The organism is Comamonas sp. JNW, from assembly GCF_003105075.1.
Classification (GTDB): domain Bacteria; phylum Pseudomonadota; class Gammaproteobacteria; order Burkholderiales; family Burkholderiaceae_C; genus Comamonas; species Comamonas squillarum.
Genome location: NZ_QETI01000009.1, coordinates 35448 through 47490 on the forward strand (window position 1 = coordinate 35448; position 12043 = coordinate 47490).

Consider the following 12043-nt stretch of genomic DNA (forward strand, 5'->3'; position numbering starts at 1 on the left):
TCAGGTTGTATTAAGAAACGCCGCAACTGCAGCGCATGGGCGGGCTGCGCGCAGTCGCAGCCCGCGCTTGGCACGGCTCGAAGCAGAGAAATTCCCCCTGCAACAAAGGGCTTACCGGGGCCAGGGCATGGCGAGCCGCAGCCTGCGACCGGCCTGGGCGCATCAAAGCGATGGGGGAGCGATGAGGCCCGAGCCCAAGCGCGCAGCGGCGCCCGCCACTCAGCAGCGTGGCACGATCTTGCCGCCCATGCCACGACCCGGCTGGTAGCCCAGCAGGCCTGAGACGCGCCCAGCCGCCTGCAACAGCTGGGGCAGCAGCTCGCCCTGCATGATTTCGGGTGTCGTGCGGTTGGCCTGGCCGCTGATGTTCATCGCAGCCACCACCTGGCCGCTGGCATTGCGGATGGGGGCTGCGACCGAGGTGAGGCCCTCTTCCAGCTCCTGGTTGAGCAGGCACCAGCCCTGCGCGCGCACCTGGGCCAGCTCGGCCAGCAACTGCGCATCGTCCTGGATCGTGAAGCGCGTGAACAGCGTGCGGTCGCGGCCCTGCAGCAAGGCCTGCAGCTCCTGCGGCGGCAGCTCGGCCAGCAGCACCCGGCCGAGCGACGTCCAGAAACTCGGCAGGCGCGAGCCCATGCCTAAGTTGGTGCTCATGATCTTGTGCGTGTGTACGCGCAACACATAGACAACATCCTGGCCATCGAGCACGGCGATGGAGCAGGACTCGTGCGTCTGCTCGACCAGCGCATCCATCACTGGCTGGGCCAGGTTCCAGACCGGCATCGACGACAGATAGGCGAAGCCCAGATCCAGAATGCGCGGCGTGAGCGCAAACAAACGGCCCTCCACCCGCACATAGCCCAGGGTCTGCAAGGTCAGCAGAATGCGGCGCGCCCCGGCACGCGTCATGCCGGTGGCCTCGGCCACTTCCGTCAAGGTCTGGCGCGGCGCGGCAGCGCCAAAGCTGCGGATGACCTCCAGCCCGCGCGCGAAGGACTGCACATAGCTGTCACTGGGGCGGAGGGTCGGGTCTTCTTCTTTCATAGGCCGCAATCTTGGTCGTTGGCGTGGAGCGGGTCCCTGGCAATACAAAAGCAAATCGCAGGGACATCGGGTAGCGGATTATCAGGCAGTCTATAATTCTTTTAGCGAACTAATGTTCTATATACGAACATTTCATCCAAGAGCCCTACCAAAGGCCGCCGATCCTCTCAAATGCATTCCCAAGTCTCGCGCAGGCAGCCTCGGCATTGCATTTGTCGCACGCGGTACAGGCACTGCCACAGCGCAGCGCGACCATGCCGCAGCGGGATCAGCAGCCTGTTGCGACCCGTGTACAGAACCAGGAGACAAGATGATCAACAAGATTTCGGACTCGATTGCCGAGTCCCTCAGCCGCGTCCAGGACGGCTCGACCGTGCTCATCGGCGGCTTTGGCACCGCCGGCATTCCCGCAGCCCTGATTGATGGCCTGATCGCGCAAGGTGCGCGCGACCTCACGGTGGTCAACAACAACGCCGGCAATGGCGACACGGGCCTGGCGGCCCTGCTCAAGACTGGCGCGGTGCGCAAGATCATTTGCAGCTTCCCGCGCCAGGTCGACAGCTATGTGTTTGACGAGCTCTACCGCAGCGGCAAGATCGAGCTCGAAGTGGTGCCCCAGGGCAACCTGGCCGAGCGCATGCGCGCTGCGGGCGCCGGCATCGGCGCGTTCTTCTGCCCCACCGCCTACGGCACCGAGCTGGCAGCGGGCAAGGAAACGCGCGAGATCAACGGCAAGCACTATGTGCTCGAGTACCCCATCTATGGCGATGTGGCGCTGATCAAGGCCGAGCAAGGCGACCGCTGGGGCAACCTCACCTACCGCAAATCGGCGCGCAACTTTGGCCCGGTGATGGCCACCGCTGCCAAGTACACCGTGGCCACCGTGCATGAGATCGTGGAGCTGGGCCAGCTCGACCCCGAGGCCGTGGTCACCCCTGGCATCTATGTCAACCAGGTCATCAAGATCGAGCGCGTTGCCACGCAAGCCGGTGGCTTCAAAAAAACAGCCTGAAGCAGGAGACAAGACCATGAGCAGCTACCAAAAACGCACGAAAGACGAACTGGCCGCCCGCGTGGCGCAGGACATCCATGACGGCGCCTACGTGAATCTGGGCATTGGCCAGCCGACGGCTGTGGCCAACCACATCCCCCAGGACCGCGAAGTCATCCTGCAGTCGGAAAACGGCATCCTGGGCATGGGCCCGGCACCCGCCGCTGGCGAGGAAGACTATGACCTCACCAACGCCGGCAAGCAGCCCGTCACCTTGCTGGCGGGTGGCAGCTTCTTCCACCATGCCGACAGCTTTGCGATGATGCGCGGCGGCCACCTCGACATCTGCGTGCTCGGCGCTTTCCAGGTGGCAGAGAACGGCGACCTGGCCAACTGGAGCACCGGTGAAGCCGGCGCCATTCCCGCCGTGGGCGGCGCGATGGACCTGGCCATTGGTGCCAAAGAGACCTGGGTGATGATGGACCTGCTGACCAAGAAGGGCGAGAGCAAGATCGTCAAGCAATGCAGCTATCCGCTGACCGGCATTGGCTGCGTCAAGCGCATCTACACCGACGTGGCCACCATCGAGGTCACGCCCCAAGGCCTCAAGCTCATCGACACCGTCGACGGTCTGGACAAGGCCGAACTCGAAAAAATGATTGGCCTGAGCCTGCTCTAAGCGCAGCGCCGATCTGTACTCATTCAAGGAGACCACCATGACCAACGCCTATATCTGCGACGCCGTGCGCACCCCCTTTGGCCGCTACGGCGGCGCGCTTGCCGGTGTGCGCACCGATGACCTGGGCGCCGTGCCCATCAAGGCGCTGATGGAGCGCAACCCCGGTGTGGACTGGACGGCCGTGACCGATGTGATCTACGGCTGCGCCAACCAGGCCGGCGAAGACAACCGCAATGTGGCCCGCATGTCCAGCCTGCTCGCGGGACTGCCCATCGAGGTGCCCGGCGCCACCGTCAACCGCCTCTGCGGCTCGGGCCTGGATGCCGTGGGCACGGCCGCCCGCGCCATCAAGTCCGGCGAAGCACGCCTGATGATCGCCGGTGGTGTGGAATCGATGAGCCGCGCCCCCTTTGTGATGCCCAAGGCCGAGTCCGCCTTCAGCCGCAACAATGCCGTCTACGACACCACCATTGGCTGGCGCTTTGTCAACAAGCAGATGAAGGCGCTGTACGGCGTGGACTCCATGCCCGAGACGGCCGAGAACGTGGCCGACGACTTCAAGATCGAACGCGACGCCCAGGACCGCATGGCCTTGGCCTCGCAGCAAAAGGCCGCAGCGGCCATCGCCGCCGGCCACCTGGCCCGCGAGATCGTGGCCGTGACCATTGCGCAGAAAAAGGGCGATGCACTGGTGATCAGCCAGGATGAGCACCCCCGTGCCACCACGATCGAAGCGCTGGCCAAGCTCAAGGGCGTGGTGCGCGAAGGCGGTACCGTGACGGCCGGCAATGCCTCGGGCGTGAACGACGGCGCCTGCGCCCTGCTGCTGGCCAATGAAGAAGCCGCCCAGCAATACGGACTGACCCCGCGCGCCCGTGTGGTGGCCATGGCGACGGCCGGTGTGGCACCGCGCATCATGGGCTTTGGCCCGGCCCCTGCCGTGCGCAAGGTGCTGGCGCTGGCCGGCCTGAGCTTGGCCGACATGGATGTCATCGAGCTCAACGAAGCCTTTGCCGCCCAAGGCCTGGCCGTGCTTCGCGACCTGGGTATTGCGGATGACGACCAGCGCGTCAACCAATGGGGCGGCGCGATTGCGCTGGGCCACCCGCTGGGCGCATCGGGCGCACGCCTCGCTACCACCGCCGTCAACCAGCTGCATGCACTGGGTGGCCGCTACGCACTGTGCACCATGTGCATCGGCGTGGGCCAGGGCATTGCCGTGATCCTCGAAAAAGTCTGACGCCCCTAGCGGCGGCAAGCGCGGGCCTGCAAGGGCCGCGCCTTGCCCCCGCGTCTCTCCATCCTCCCCCAAAACACCCGCGCTGCTGCCTCGCCCACCTTGGCGCAGCCACGCCCGCGCAGCGATGCAGGGGCATTTTTTGAAGGACAGAACGCCATGGCAACACAACAAATCACCACTGCGACCGGCATGTTCAACATCGATCTGCAAGGCCCCGAGGGCGCGCCGGTGCTGGTGTTCTCCAACTCGCTGGGCACCACCTTGGACATGTGGGATGCCCAGGCCCACACCTTCAGCAGCCAGTACCGCGTGCTGCGCTATGACACCCGTGGCCACGGCGCCAGCGTGCTGAGCCCTGGCCCCTACCAGTTCGCCCAACTGGGCGGCGATGTGCTGGCCATTCTGGACAGCCTGGGCATTGACCAGGCCCATTTCTGCGGTATCTCGATGGGCGGCCTCACAGGGCTCTGGCTGGGCGTGCATGCCGGCGCACGCATGCGCAGCATCACCGTGGCCAACAGCGCCGCCAAGATTGGCGCCGAAGCCAGCTGGCGCGACCGCGCCGCGCTGGTGCGTGCCAATGGCGCAGCAGCCATGCAGACCCTGGCCGATTCATCGCCCAGCCGCTGGTTCACCGAAGGCTTTATCGCCAGCCAGCCCCAGGTGGTGCGGGCCGCCCAGGCCTGGATTGCCGGCATTGCCCCCGAAGGCTATGCCAGCTGCTGCGAGGCTCTGGCCGCCGAAGACCTGCGTGCCGATATCGCCCGCATCCAGACCCCCACCTTGCTGATTGGCGGCAGCGCCGACCCTGTTACCACGGTGGCCGATGCCGAAGCTATGCATGCCGCCATTGCCGGCTCGGAGCTGGCGACGGTGCCGGCATCGCACCTGTCCAACCTCGAAGTGCCCCAGGCCTTTGACCTGGCACTGGGCAGTTTTTTGCAAAAACACTGAGGCCGCTGCCTTACACCATGCAGACGGGTACCGACAATAACAACCGCCCGCTGCAGCCCTTCCTCAACCAAGGAGACAAGCATGTCCGATGCCAATCCACGCTGGAAGCAGCGCCCTGCAGGATCGACCTGGGGCGACTTCGGCCCCGATGACCAACTCGGCCGCCTCAACCTGCTGACAGCAGCCAAGGTGCGCCAGGGCGTGGCCGAGGTGCAGGAAGGCCTGCGCTTTTCGCTCAGCCTGCCACTCGATTACCCCGGCGGCAGTGCCCTCAACCCCAACCGCAAGCCACCCGTGCTGCGCCCCCTGCAGCGCAAGGGCCTGGTCAACTTCAACTGTCTGCTCGGCGACCTGGAGCCCGGCCGCACCGATGTGCTGTCGGACGACATGGCCGTGCTGTCGCTGCAGTACTCCACCCAGTGGGATGGCCTGGCCCATGCCGGCCAGCTGTTCGATGCCAATGGCGACGGCGTGCCCGAGCCGCTCTACTACAACGGCTTTGCCGCAGGCCGCGATGTGCTGGGGCCGCTGCTGGTCAGCGACACCGGCATGCCCACGGCCGAGAGCAGCGGCAGCACCAGCTGCGCCAAGGCGCTGGGCATCGAGGGCATGGCCCAGAACGGCGTGCAAGGCCGGGGCGTGATGATGGACCTGCATGCGCACTACGGCGATGCCCGCACGCTGATCGGTTACGACGAGTGGATGCGCGTGATCGAGGCTGACCGGCTGGAGATCGAGCCCGGCGACATGCTCTGCCTGCACACCGGCTTTGCCCAGGCCGTGCTGGCGATGCAGAAAAACCCCGATCCGGTGGTGCTGAACAACAGCTGCGCGGTGCTCAATGGCCGCGACGAGAAGCTGCTGCAGTGGATCAGCGACAGCCAGATCGCCGTGATTGCCGCCGACAACTATGCCGTCGAAGCCCACCCGGCCCAGCCCGGTGCCGATTGCTGCGCGGCGTTGCCGCTGCATGAGCACTGCCTGTTCAAGCTGGGCCTGCACCTGGGCGAGCTGTGGCACCTGACGCCGCTGGCGCAGTGGCTGCGCGCCCATGGGCGCAGCCGCTTTTTGCTGACGGCCCCGCCGCTGAACCTGCCCGGCGCCATTGCCTCGCCCGTGACCCCGATTGCCACGGTCTAAGACCTGCATCCAGACAACCGTATTACTGCGGCAGCAGCCCAACGCCCGCCTGCCGCGCCCTATCCCGGAGCCACCATGCCCTACATCATTGAGACTTTCGACAAGCCCGAGCACCAGGCCGTGCGCCAGGCCCACCGCCCGGCACACCTAGACTTTCTGGCGCGCAATGCCCAGCTGCTGCTGGCCTGCGGCGCCAAGCTGCAGGACGACGGCAGCGACATGGGCGGTGGCCTCTATGTGGTGGACCTGGACACGCGCGAAGCAGCCCAGGCCTTTATCGAATCCGATCCCTTCTACCAAGCCGATCTGTTTGCCCAGGTGCGCATCACGCGCTGGCGCAAAGCCTACGTGGCCGGCCAGTGCTGCCTGTGACGCCTTTCTTGGAAACCGCTATGTCCACTCCATTGACCCCATCGACCTCCGCACGCCCACGCGTGCTTATCACCGGCGGTGGCGCTGGCATTGGTGCAGCCGCTGCGCTGCGCTGCCACGCCGATGGTTACGACCCGGTCATCATCGACCGCCAGATTGACCAGGTGCCGGCAGGTTTTGTCGCGATCCAGGCCGACCTCAGCAGCGCCGAAGACACGGCGCGCGCGCTGGGCGAAGCGCTCGCTGGCGGCCCTATCACCCGCCTGGTGAACAACGTTGGCATCGTCGTGCCCAACGACTCCGCCAGCCAGACGCTGGCCGAATTTGATCTGGCCGTATCGCTGAACCTGCGCTGCGCCTTCCAGTGCATGCAGGCCTTGCTGCCCGGCATGCAAGCGGCGCGCTTTGGCCGCATCGTCAACATGTCCTCGCGCGCAGCTCTGGGCAAGGATTTGCGCACCGCCTACGCCGCGACCAAGGCCGGCCTGATCGGCATGACCCGCGTCTGGGCGCTGGAGCTGGGCCAATGGGGTATCACCGCCAATGCGATTGGCCCCGGCCCCATCCGCACCGAGCTGTTTGACAAGGCCAACCCGCCGGGCGCCGAGCGCACGCAAAAGATCATCCAGTCCGTGCCCGTCAAGCGTGTGGGCACGCCCGATGACGTGGCCCATGCCGTGGCCTACATGCTCGACGAGCGCAGCGGTTTTGTCACCGGGCAGGCGCTCTATGTCTGCGGCGGCATGACCGTGGGCGTGGCACCGGTCTAGCCTTTTTCCTGAGCGTGTCTGGTACACGCCCACCTTTGCTCCCTCCATCGATAACAAGAGACATTGATGTCAAAAATCACCGCTTTTTTCACCGAGCTGATGCGCAAGTATCTGCCCGACCCCTTCGTGTTCGCGATCCTGCTCACCTTGCTGACCATGGTGCTGGCCTTTGCCGTAGAGAGCCGGCCCATCAACCTGGTAGTGCAGGACTGGGGCAAGGGCTTTTGGAGTCTGCTGGCCTTTACCACCCAGATGGCGGTGATTCTGGTGATGGGCTATGTGCTGGCCGCAGCGCCGGTGGTGGACCGTTTCCTCAACCGCATCGCGGCCCTGGTGAACACGCCGCGCGGCGCCATCATCATGGCCACTGTCGTGGGCTGCGTAGGCAGCTACCTCAACTGGGGTTTTGGTCTGGTGATTGGCGGCATCATGGCCAAGAAGCTGGCCCTGCGCGTCAAGGGCGTGCACTACCCGCTGATCATCGCCTCGGCCTATACGGGTTTCACGATGTACAGCCTGGGGCTGTCGGCCACCATCCCGGTGCTGATCTCCACCAAGGGCCACAGCTTTGAAAAGCAGATGGGCATCATCCCCTTGAGCGAAACCATCTTCTCGCCCCACATCCTGCTCACGGCCCTGGCCGTGCTGATCGTGCTGCCGCTGATCAATGCAGCGATGCACCCCAAGGCCGGAGAAAAGGTCACCGAAATCAGCCCTGAACTGGCCAGCAACGAAGAGGCCAAGGGCGCGTCGGCCGCCAACCTGTTGGGCGATGAAAAGACCTTTGCCGGTCGCCTGAACAACAGCCGCATCCTGAGCTGGCTGATTGGCCTGACCGGCATGGCCTTCGTGGCGATGCACTTCATGCAAAACGGCAGCCTCGATCTGAACATGATCAATTTCTTCATCCTGTTCCTGGGCATCTTGCTGCTGGGCACGCCGATGAAATATGTGGAAAAGGTCAATGAAGGCGTCAAGACCATTGGCGGCATCATCCTGCAGTTCCCGTTCTACGCCGGCATCATGGCCATCATGCATGCCTCGGGCCTGGTCGAATCGATCGCCCATGTGTTTGTGAGCTTCTCGACCGCCTACACCCTGCCGCTGTGGGGCCTGGTGAGCTCGTTCTTCATCAACTTCTTTGCGCCCTCTGGCGGCGGCCACTGGGTGCTGCAAGGCCCGTTCATGATTGAAGCGGCCAAGACCCTGGGCGCATCGCAGGCCCACACCGCCATGTCGGTGATGCTGGGCAATGGCTGGAACGACCTGGTGCAGCCTTTCTGGATCCTGCCGGCGCTGGCGCTGTCCAAGCTCAAACTCAAGGACATCATGGGCTACACCGTGGTCTCGATGTTTGTCGTGGGGGCCATCTATATCGGCTCCTCCCTCTTCTGGCCATAAACGCCGCTAACACAACCCTTGATACGTCGTTGCCAAGCCTTGTCTTACGCCTGTAATGCCTGCGGCTTGACGCCTCGTCGGGGGCGCCAAGCCTCAATCGCAAACCTGCGGTTTTCTGGGCCGTGTTAGCGGCTCAGAACAACAGGCCAGGCCTTCCCTTCCTCCGGCTGTCACGCGAGACCCCACAAGCACTGACAAAACAAGTGGCAGCCTTTTTCACTTTGCTTTGGAGATACCCATGAACACCATCCGCCTCAACGCCCGCCGCACCGTGCTGCAAGCCATTGCCGCTGCCAGCCTGGGGGCAGCCCTCATGCCTGCTGCCTTTGCGGCAGAGGCCTTCCCCAACAAACCCATCACGATGGTCGTGCCCTTTGTGGCCGGCGGCACCACCGACATCCTGGCCCGCATCGTCGGCCAGTCGCTGGGCGAGGAGCTGGGCCAGCCAGTCATCATCGACAACCGTGCCGGAGCCGGTGGCAATATCGGCGGGCAGTTTGCCGCACGTGCGCCTGCTGACGGCTACACCATCTTCATGGGCACCGTGGGCACCCACGCGATCAATGAATGGCTCTACAAGAAGATGCCCTTCAGCCCCAACAAGGACTTCGCGCCGCTGACCCGCGTGGCCAATGTGCCCAACCTGCTGGTGGCCAATCCCGCCCAGCCTTTCAAGAACGTCAAGGAGCTAATCAGCTACGCCCAGGCCCATCCCGGCCAGGTGAACTTTGGCTCCTCGGGCAGCGGCAGCTCCATCCATCTGTCCGGTGAGCTGTTCAAGATGATGGCCAAGGTCGACATGATCCACATCCCCTACAAGGGCAGCGCGCCGGCCGTGACCGACCTGCTGGGCAACCAGATTGCGATCATGTTCGACAACATGCCCTCGGCCATCCAGCATGTGCGCTCGGGCAAGCTGCGCCCGTTGGCCGTGACCACCGCCAAGCGCTCGCCCGAGCTGCCCGATGTGCCTACCGTTGCCGAAGCGGGCGTGCCGGGCTACGAGGCCACCTCCTGGTTTGGTCTTTTCGCCCCCACCAAGACGCCCGCCGATGTGCAGGCCAAGCTGCATGCCGCGATCATCAAGGTGTTGCAAAAGCCTGACGTGATCAAAAAGATTGGTGACCAGGGCGGCGAAGTGGTGACCGAATCGCAAGCGGAATTTGGCAAGTTCATCGCTGCTGAAAACGAGAAGTGGAAGCAAGTGGTGAAGACCTCGGGCGCGACCGCAGGCTGATTAACACAACAAGCGCCCAAACCAAAGCCGCCGACCCTGGATGCCCAGGACCGGCGGCTTTTTCTATGCAGCGCGGCTAAAGTATCAGACGCCGATCGGGCCGCCGTCCACCTTCTGGATCACCACCGTCGACGAGCGTGGGCGCACCTTGCCATCGGGCGCGCGGGTGGCATCGGCCGTGCCATAGGCAGGCCAGTTCACCGGGTGCTGGATGTTGAGGAAGATGCTGGTGTGGTCGGGGGTATAGGCAAAGCCGGTGATCTCGGCCTCGTTGGGGCCGACAAAGAAGCGGCGCAGCTCGGCCTGGTTGGCCGCATTGATGACCGGGCCCGTGCCCTTGGCATCCTTCATAGCACCGGGCACCACGGCCAGCATCTGGTCATTGGTGGCCTTGGCGACGGCATTGTTGCGGCCGCCATCGATGCCGTTGTCGGTCTGGATCCACAGAATGCCGCGGTCATCGAAGGCAATGCCATCAGGGCTGGCCAGCTGGTTCATCTCGGTCAGGCCCGAGCGGTTGGTGTCGGCATTGCCCGCCGCGTCCGAGCCGAACACAAAGATGTCCCAGCGGAAGGTGTTGGCACCAGCATCGTCGTGCCAGCGCACGATGTGGCCGTTGACATTGTTCAGGCGCGGATTGGCCGGGTTGGTGCCGCGCTCGGCATTGCGGCTGGTGTTGTTGGTCAGGGTCAGGTAGACATCGCCATTGCTGGGGTGCACAGCGGTCCACTCGGGACGGTCCATCGGGGTGGCACCGACAAAATCTGCCGCGCCGCGCGTGTTGATCAGGATGGCATCGATATTGCCAAAGGCCTCGCCCAGGCTGCGGCCGTCCTTGCCCTTGGTCGCCGGAGTCAGCGCCAGCCATTCGCCCTTGCCTTCGGCATCAAAGCGCGCCACATACAAGGTGCCCTTGTCCAAGTACTTGTGGCCCACGGCAATGCGGTCGCTGCGCTCGGCATCCTTGGGGTCCCACAGCGCTTCGGACACAAAGCGGTAGATGTACTCAAAGCGCGAATCATCGCCGCTGTAGAAGGCCAGCGGCTTGCCAGCCACCGGGATGCCGTAGGCAGCGCCTTCGTGGGCAAAGCGGCCCATCGCGGTGCGCTTGGTCGCCGTGCTGCCGGGGTCATAGGGATCGATCTCGACCAGGTAGCCAAAGCCGTTGACCTCATTGCGCCAGTCCTGCAGGCCATCGGCGCCAGTGGCGGTGATGTTGAAGCGGGCAAATTCGCCTTGCTGCTCAGTCGCATCGCCAGCGGCCGTTTCCCACTGGTAGCGGCCCAGCTTGGCCTGCACGCCCACGCGCTTTTGCGCGGCGGTTTGCTCGCCGGTGTTGACAAAGCAGGCGGCCCAGTTTTCTTCGGCGGTGATGTAGGTGCCCCAGGGGGTGGTGCCATTCCCACAGTTGTTGTTGGTGCCGCGCACCTGCGTGCCCGCGGTGGAGAACGGCGTCTTGACCCAGTCGGTGCCCGCCACAGGGCCGGACAGGTTCATCGGCGTGGCCGAGGTAAAGCGCCGGTTGTAGCGCGAGTTCTGGATGATCTCCCACTGGCTGCCCTGCTTGCGCACATGCATGACGGCGACACCATGGGCATTGACCTCCTTGCGCACCTCTTCAGCCGGGCGCTTGCCGCCCACCGAGGTGGGGCCGTTGGGATGCAAGGCCTTCTCGTCGATGTATTCGTGGTTGACGACCAGCAGGCCTTCGCTGGAGCTGCCGGCCAGCGGGAAGTAGTGCATACCGTCATGGTGCATGCCGGTGGAATGCAGCAGATCCTGCGAGGTGTTGCGGCCTTCATTGCTCCAGGGCGCTGCCTGGTCGTTGAGCGGCGTGCCCCAGGCACCGATGACCGAGGCCACATAGCCGGCGGGCACCACGCAGGCATCCGTCATCGAATTGGGCAGCGACGCAAAGCCCAGCTTGACGGCCTTGTCATCATCGCCATCACTGCCGCCACCGCAGGCGGAGATGCTGGCCCCGGCAAACAGCGCCAGGGCCGAGCCCAGGCTGCCGCGCATCACCAGGCGGCGCGACATATGCGTTTCAAGGATGGTGCTGAAAGGGGTGTTGCCTTCCGTGTTGCGGACGACTTTGTCGGAAATGGATTTGCTCATCGCTGGGACTCTCCTGATGGTGGGACTGCCTGAGGGAAGGCCCAGTCTAGAAAGCAGAAATGACGGCTCCATGAATATCCGATGACGTCACGGCGCC

Annotated in this window: 11 protein-coding genes; 9 read left to right on the plus strand and 2 right to left on the minus strand. The window is 64.4% G+C overall.

Features of this window, described 5'->3' with window-relative positions:
• Positions 1-219: 219 nt before the first annotated feature.
• Positions 220-1044: an IclR family transcriptional regulator C-terminal domain-containing protein gene (locus DCO45_RS14185; protein ID WP_116926440.1), complete on the minus strand. Its 825-nt coding sequence runs from the start codon at positions 1042-1044 to the stop codon at positions 220-222.
• Between the two features lie 310 nt (positions 1045-1354).
• Here DCO45_RS14185 and DCO45_RS14190 point away from each other — a divergent pair, with 310 nt between their 5' ends.
• The 9 genes from DCO45_RS14190 (at position 1355) to DCO45_RS14230 (ending at position 9828) form a co-directional block, all read left to right on the plus strand.
• Entirely contained in the window at positions 1355-2056 is a 702-nt protein-coding gene (locus tag DCO45_RS14190; RefSeq protein WP_021026103.1) for a 3-oxoacid CoA-transferase subunit A, read from the plus strand.
• A gap of 16 nt (positions 2057-2072) precedes the next feature.
• Positions 2073-2714 (plus strand): 3-oxoacid CoA-transferase subunit B, encoded by a 642-nt coding sequence (locus DCO45_RS14195; RefSeq protein ID WP_116926441.1) that lies wholly within the window; start codon positions 2073-2075, stop codon positions 2712-2714.
• A 37-nt stretch (positions 2715-2751) separates the two neighbouring features.
• On the plus strand, positions 2752-3954 hold the full coding sequence (pcaF, locus tag DCO45_RS14200) for a 3-oxoadipyl-CoA thiolase (RefSeq protein ID WP_116926442.1): 1203 nt from the start codon (positions 2752-2754) through the stop codon (positions 3952-3954).
• Positions 3955-4110: 156 nt separating this feature from the next.
• Positions 4111-4908, plus strand: a complete 798-nt coding sequence (gene pcaD / locus DCO45_RS14205; protein WP_116926549.1) for a 3-oxoadipate enol-lactonase — start codon at positions 4111-4113, stop codon at positions 4906-4908.
• An 81-nt stretch (positions 4909-4989) separates the two neighbouring features.
• Positions 4990-6048, plus strand: a complete 1059-nt coding sequence (locus DCO45_RS14210) for a cyclase family protein (protein ID WP_116926443.1) — start codon at positions 4990-4992, stop codon at positions 6046-6048.
• Between the two features lie 75 nt (positions 6049-6123).
• Entirely contained in the window at positions 6124-6420 is a 297-nt protein-coding gene (locus tag DCO45_RS14215) for a YciI family protein (RefSeq protein WP_116926444.1), read from the plus strand.
• Between the two features lie 20 nt (positions 6421-6440).
• Entirely contained in the window at positions 6441-7190 is a 750-nt protein-coding gene (locus DCO45_RS14220) for an SDR family oxidoreductase (RefSeq protein WP_116926445.1), read from the plus strand.
• Positions 7191-7256: 66 nt separating this feature from the next.
• A complete protein-coding gene (locus DCO45_RS14225) occupies positions 7257-8591 on the plus strand; it encodes a TIGR00366 family protein (protein WP_116926446.1) in 1335 nt (444 codons plus the stop codon).
• A gap of 238 nt (positions 8592-8829) precedes the next feature.
• Positions 8830-9828 carry a tripartite tricarboxylate transporter substrate binding protein gene (locus tag DCO45_RS14230; protein WP_116926447.1) on the plus strand — a complete coding sequence of 333 codons (999 nt, stop codon included), beginning with the start codon at positions 8830-8832 and terminating at the stop codon, positions 9826-9828.
• Between the two features lie 84 nt (positions 9829-9912).
• On the opposite strand, the gene DCO45_RS14235 is transcribed toward DCO45_RS14230, so the two are convergent.
• Entirely contained in the window at positions 9913-11946 is a 2034-nt protein-coding gene (locus DCO45_RS14235; protein WP_116926448.1) for a PhoX family phosphatase, read from the minus strand.
• Between the last annotated feature and the right edge of the window lie 97 nt (positions 11947-12043).

Excerpts from the sequence above, each read along its gene's own strand:
- DCO45_RS14185 (WP_116926440.1), bottom strand. The coding sequence starts at position 1,044 with ATGAAAGAAGAAGACCCGACCCTCCGCCCCAGTGACAGCTATGTGCAG.
- DCO45_RS14190 (WP_021026103.1), top strand. The coding sequence starts at position 1,355 with ATGATCAACAAGATTTCGGACTCGATTGCCGAGTCCCTCAGCCGCGTC.
- DCO45_RS14195 (WP_116926441.1), top strand. The coding sequence starts at position 2,073 with ATGAGCAGCTACCAAAAACGCACGAAAGACGAACTGGCCGCCCGCGTG.
- pcaF (WP_116926442.1), top strand. The coding sequence starts at position 2,752 with ATGACCAACGCCTATATCTGCGACGCCGTGCGCACCCCCTTTGGCCGC.
- pcaD (WP_116926549.1), top strand. The coding sequence starts at position 4,111 with ATGGCAACACAACAAATCACCACTGCGACCGGCATGTTCAACATCGAT.
- DCO45_RS14210 (WP_116926443.1), top strand. The coding sequence starts at position 4,990 with ATGTCCGATGCCAATCCACGCTGGAAGCAGCGCCCTGCAGGATCGACC.
- DCO45_RS14215 (WP_116926444.1), top strand. The coding sequence starts at position 6,124 with ATGCCCTACATCATTGAGACTTTCGACAAGCCCGAGCACCAGGCCGTG.
- DCO45_RS14220 (WP_116926445.1), top strand. The coding sequence starts at position 6,441 with ATGTCCACTCCATTGACCCCATCGACCTCCGCACGCCCACGCGTGCTT.
- DCO45_RS14225 (WP_116926446.1), top strand. The coding sequence starts at position 7,257 with ATGTCAAAAATCACCGCTTTTTTCACCGAGCTGATGCGCAAGTATCTG.
- DCO45_RS14230 (WP_116926447.1), top strand. The coding sequence starts at position 8,830 with ATGAACACCATCCGCCTCAACGCCCGCCGCACCGTGCTGCAAGCCATT.
- DCO45_RS14235 (WP_116926448.1), bottom strand. The coding sequence starts at position 11,946 with ATGAGCAAATCCATTTCCGACAAAGTCGTCCGCAACACGGAAGGCAAC.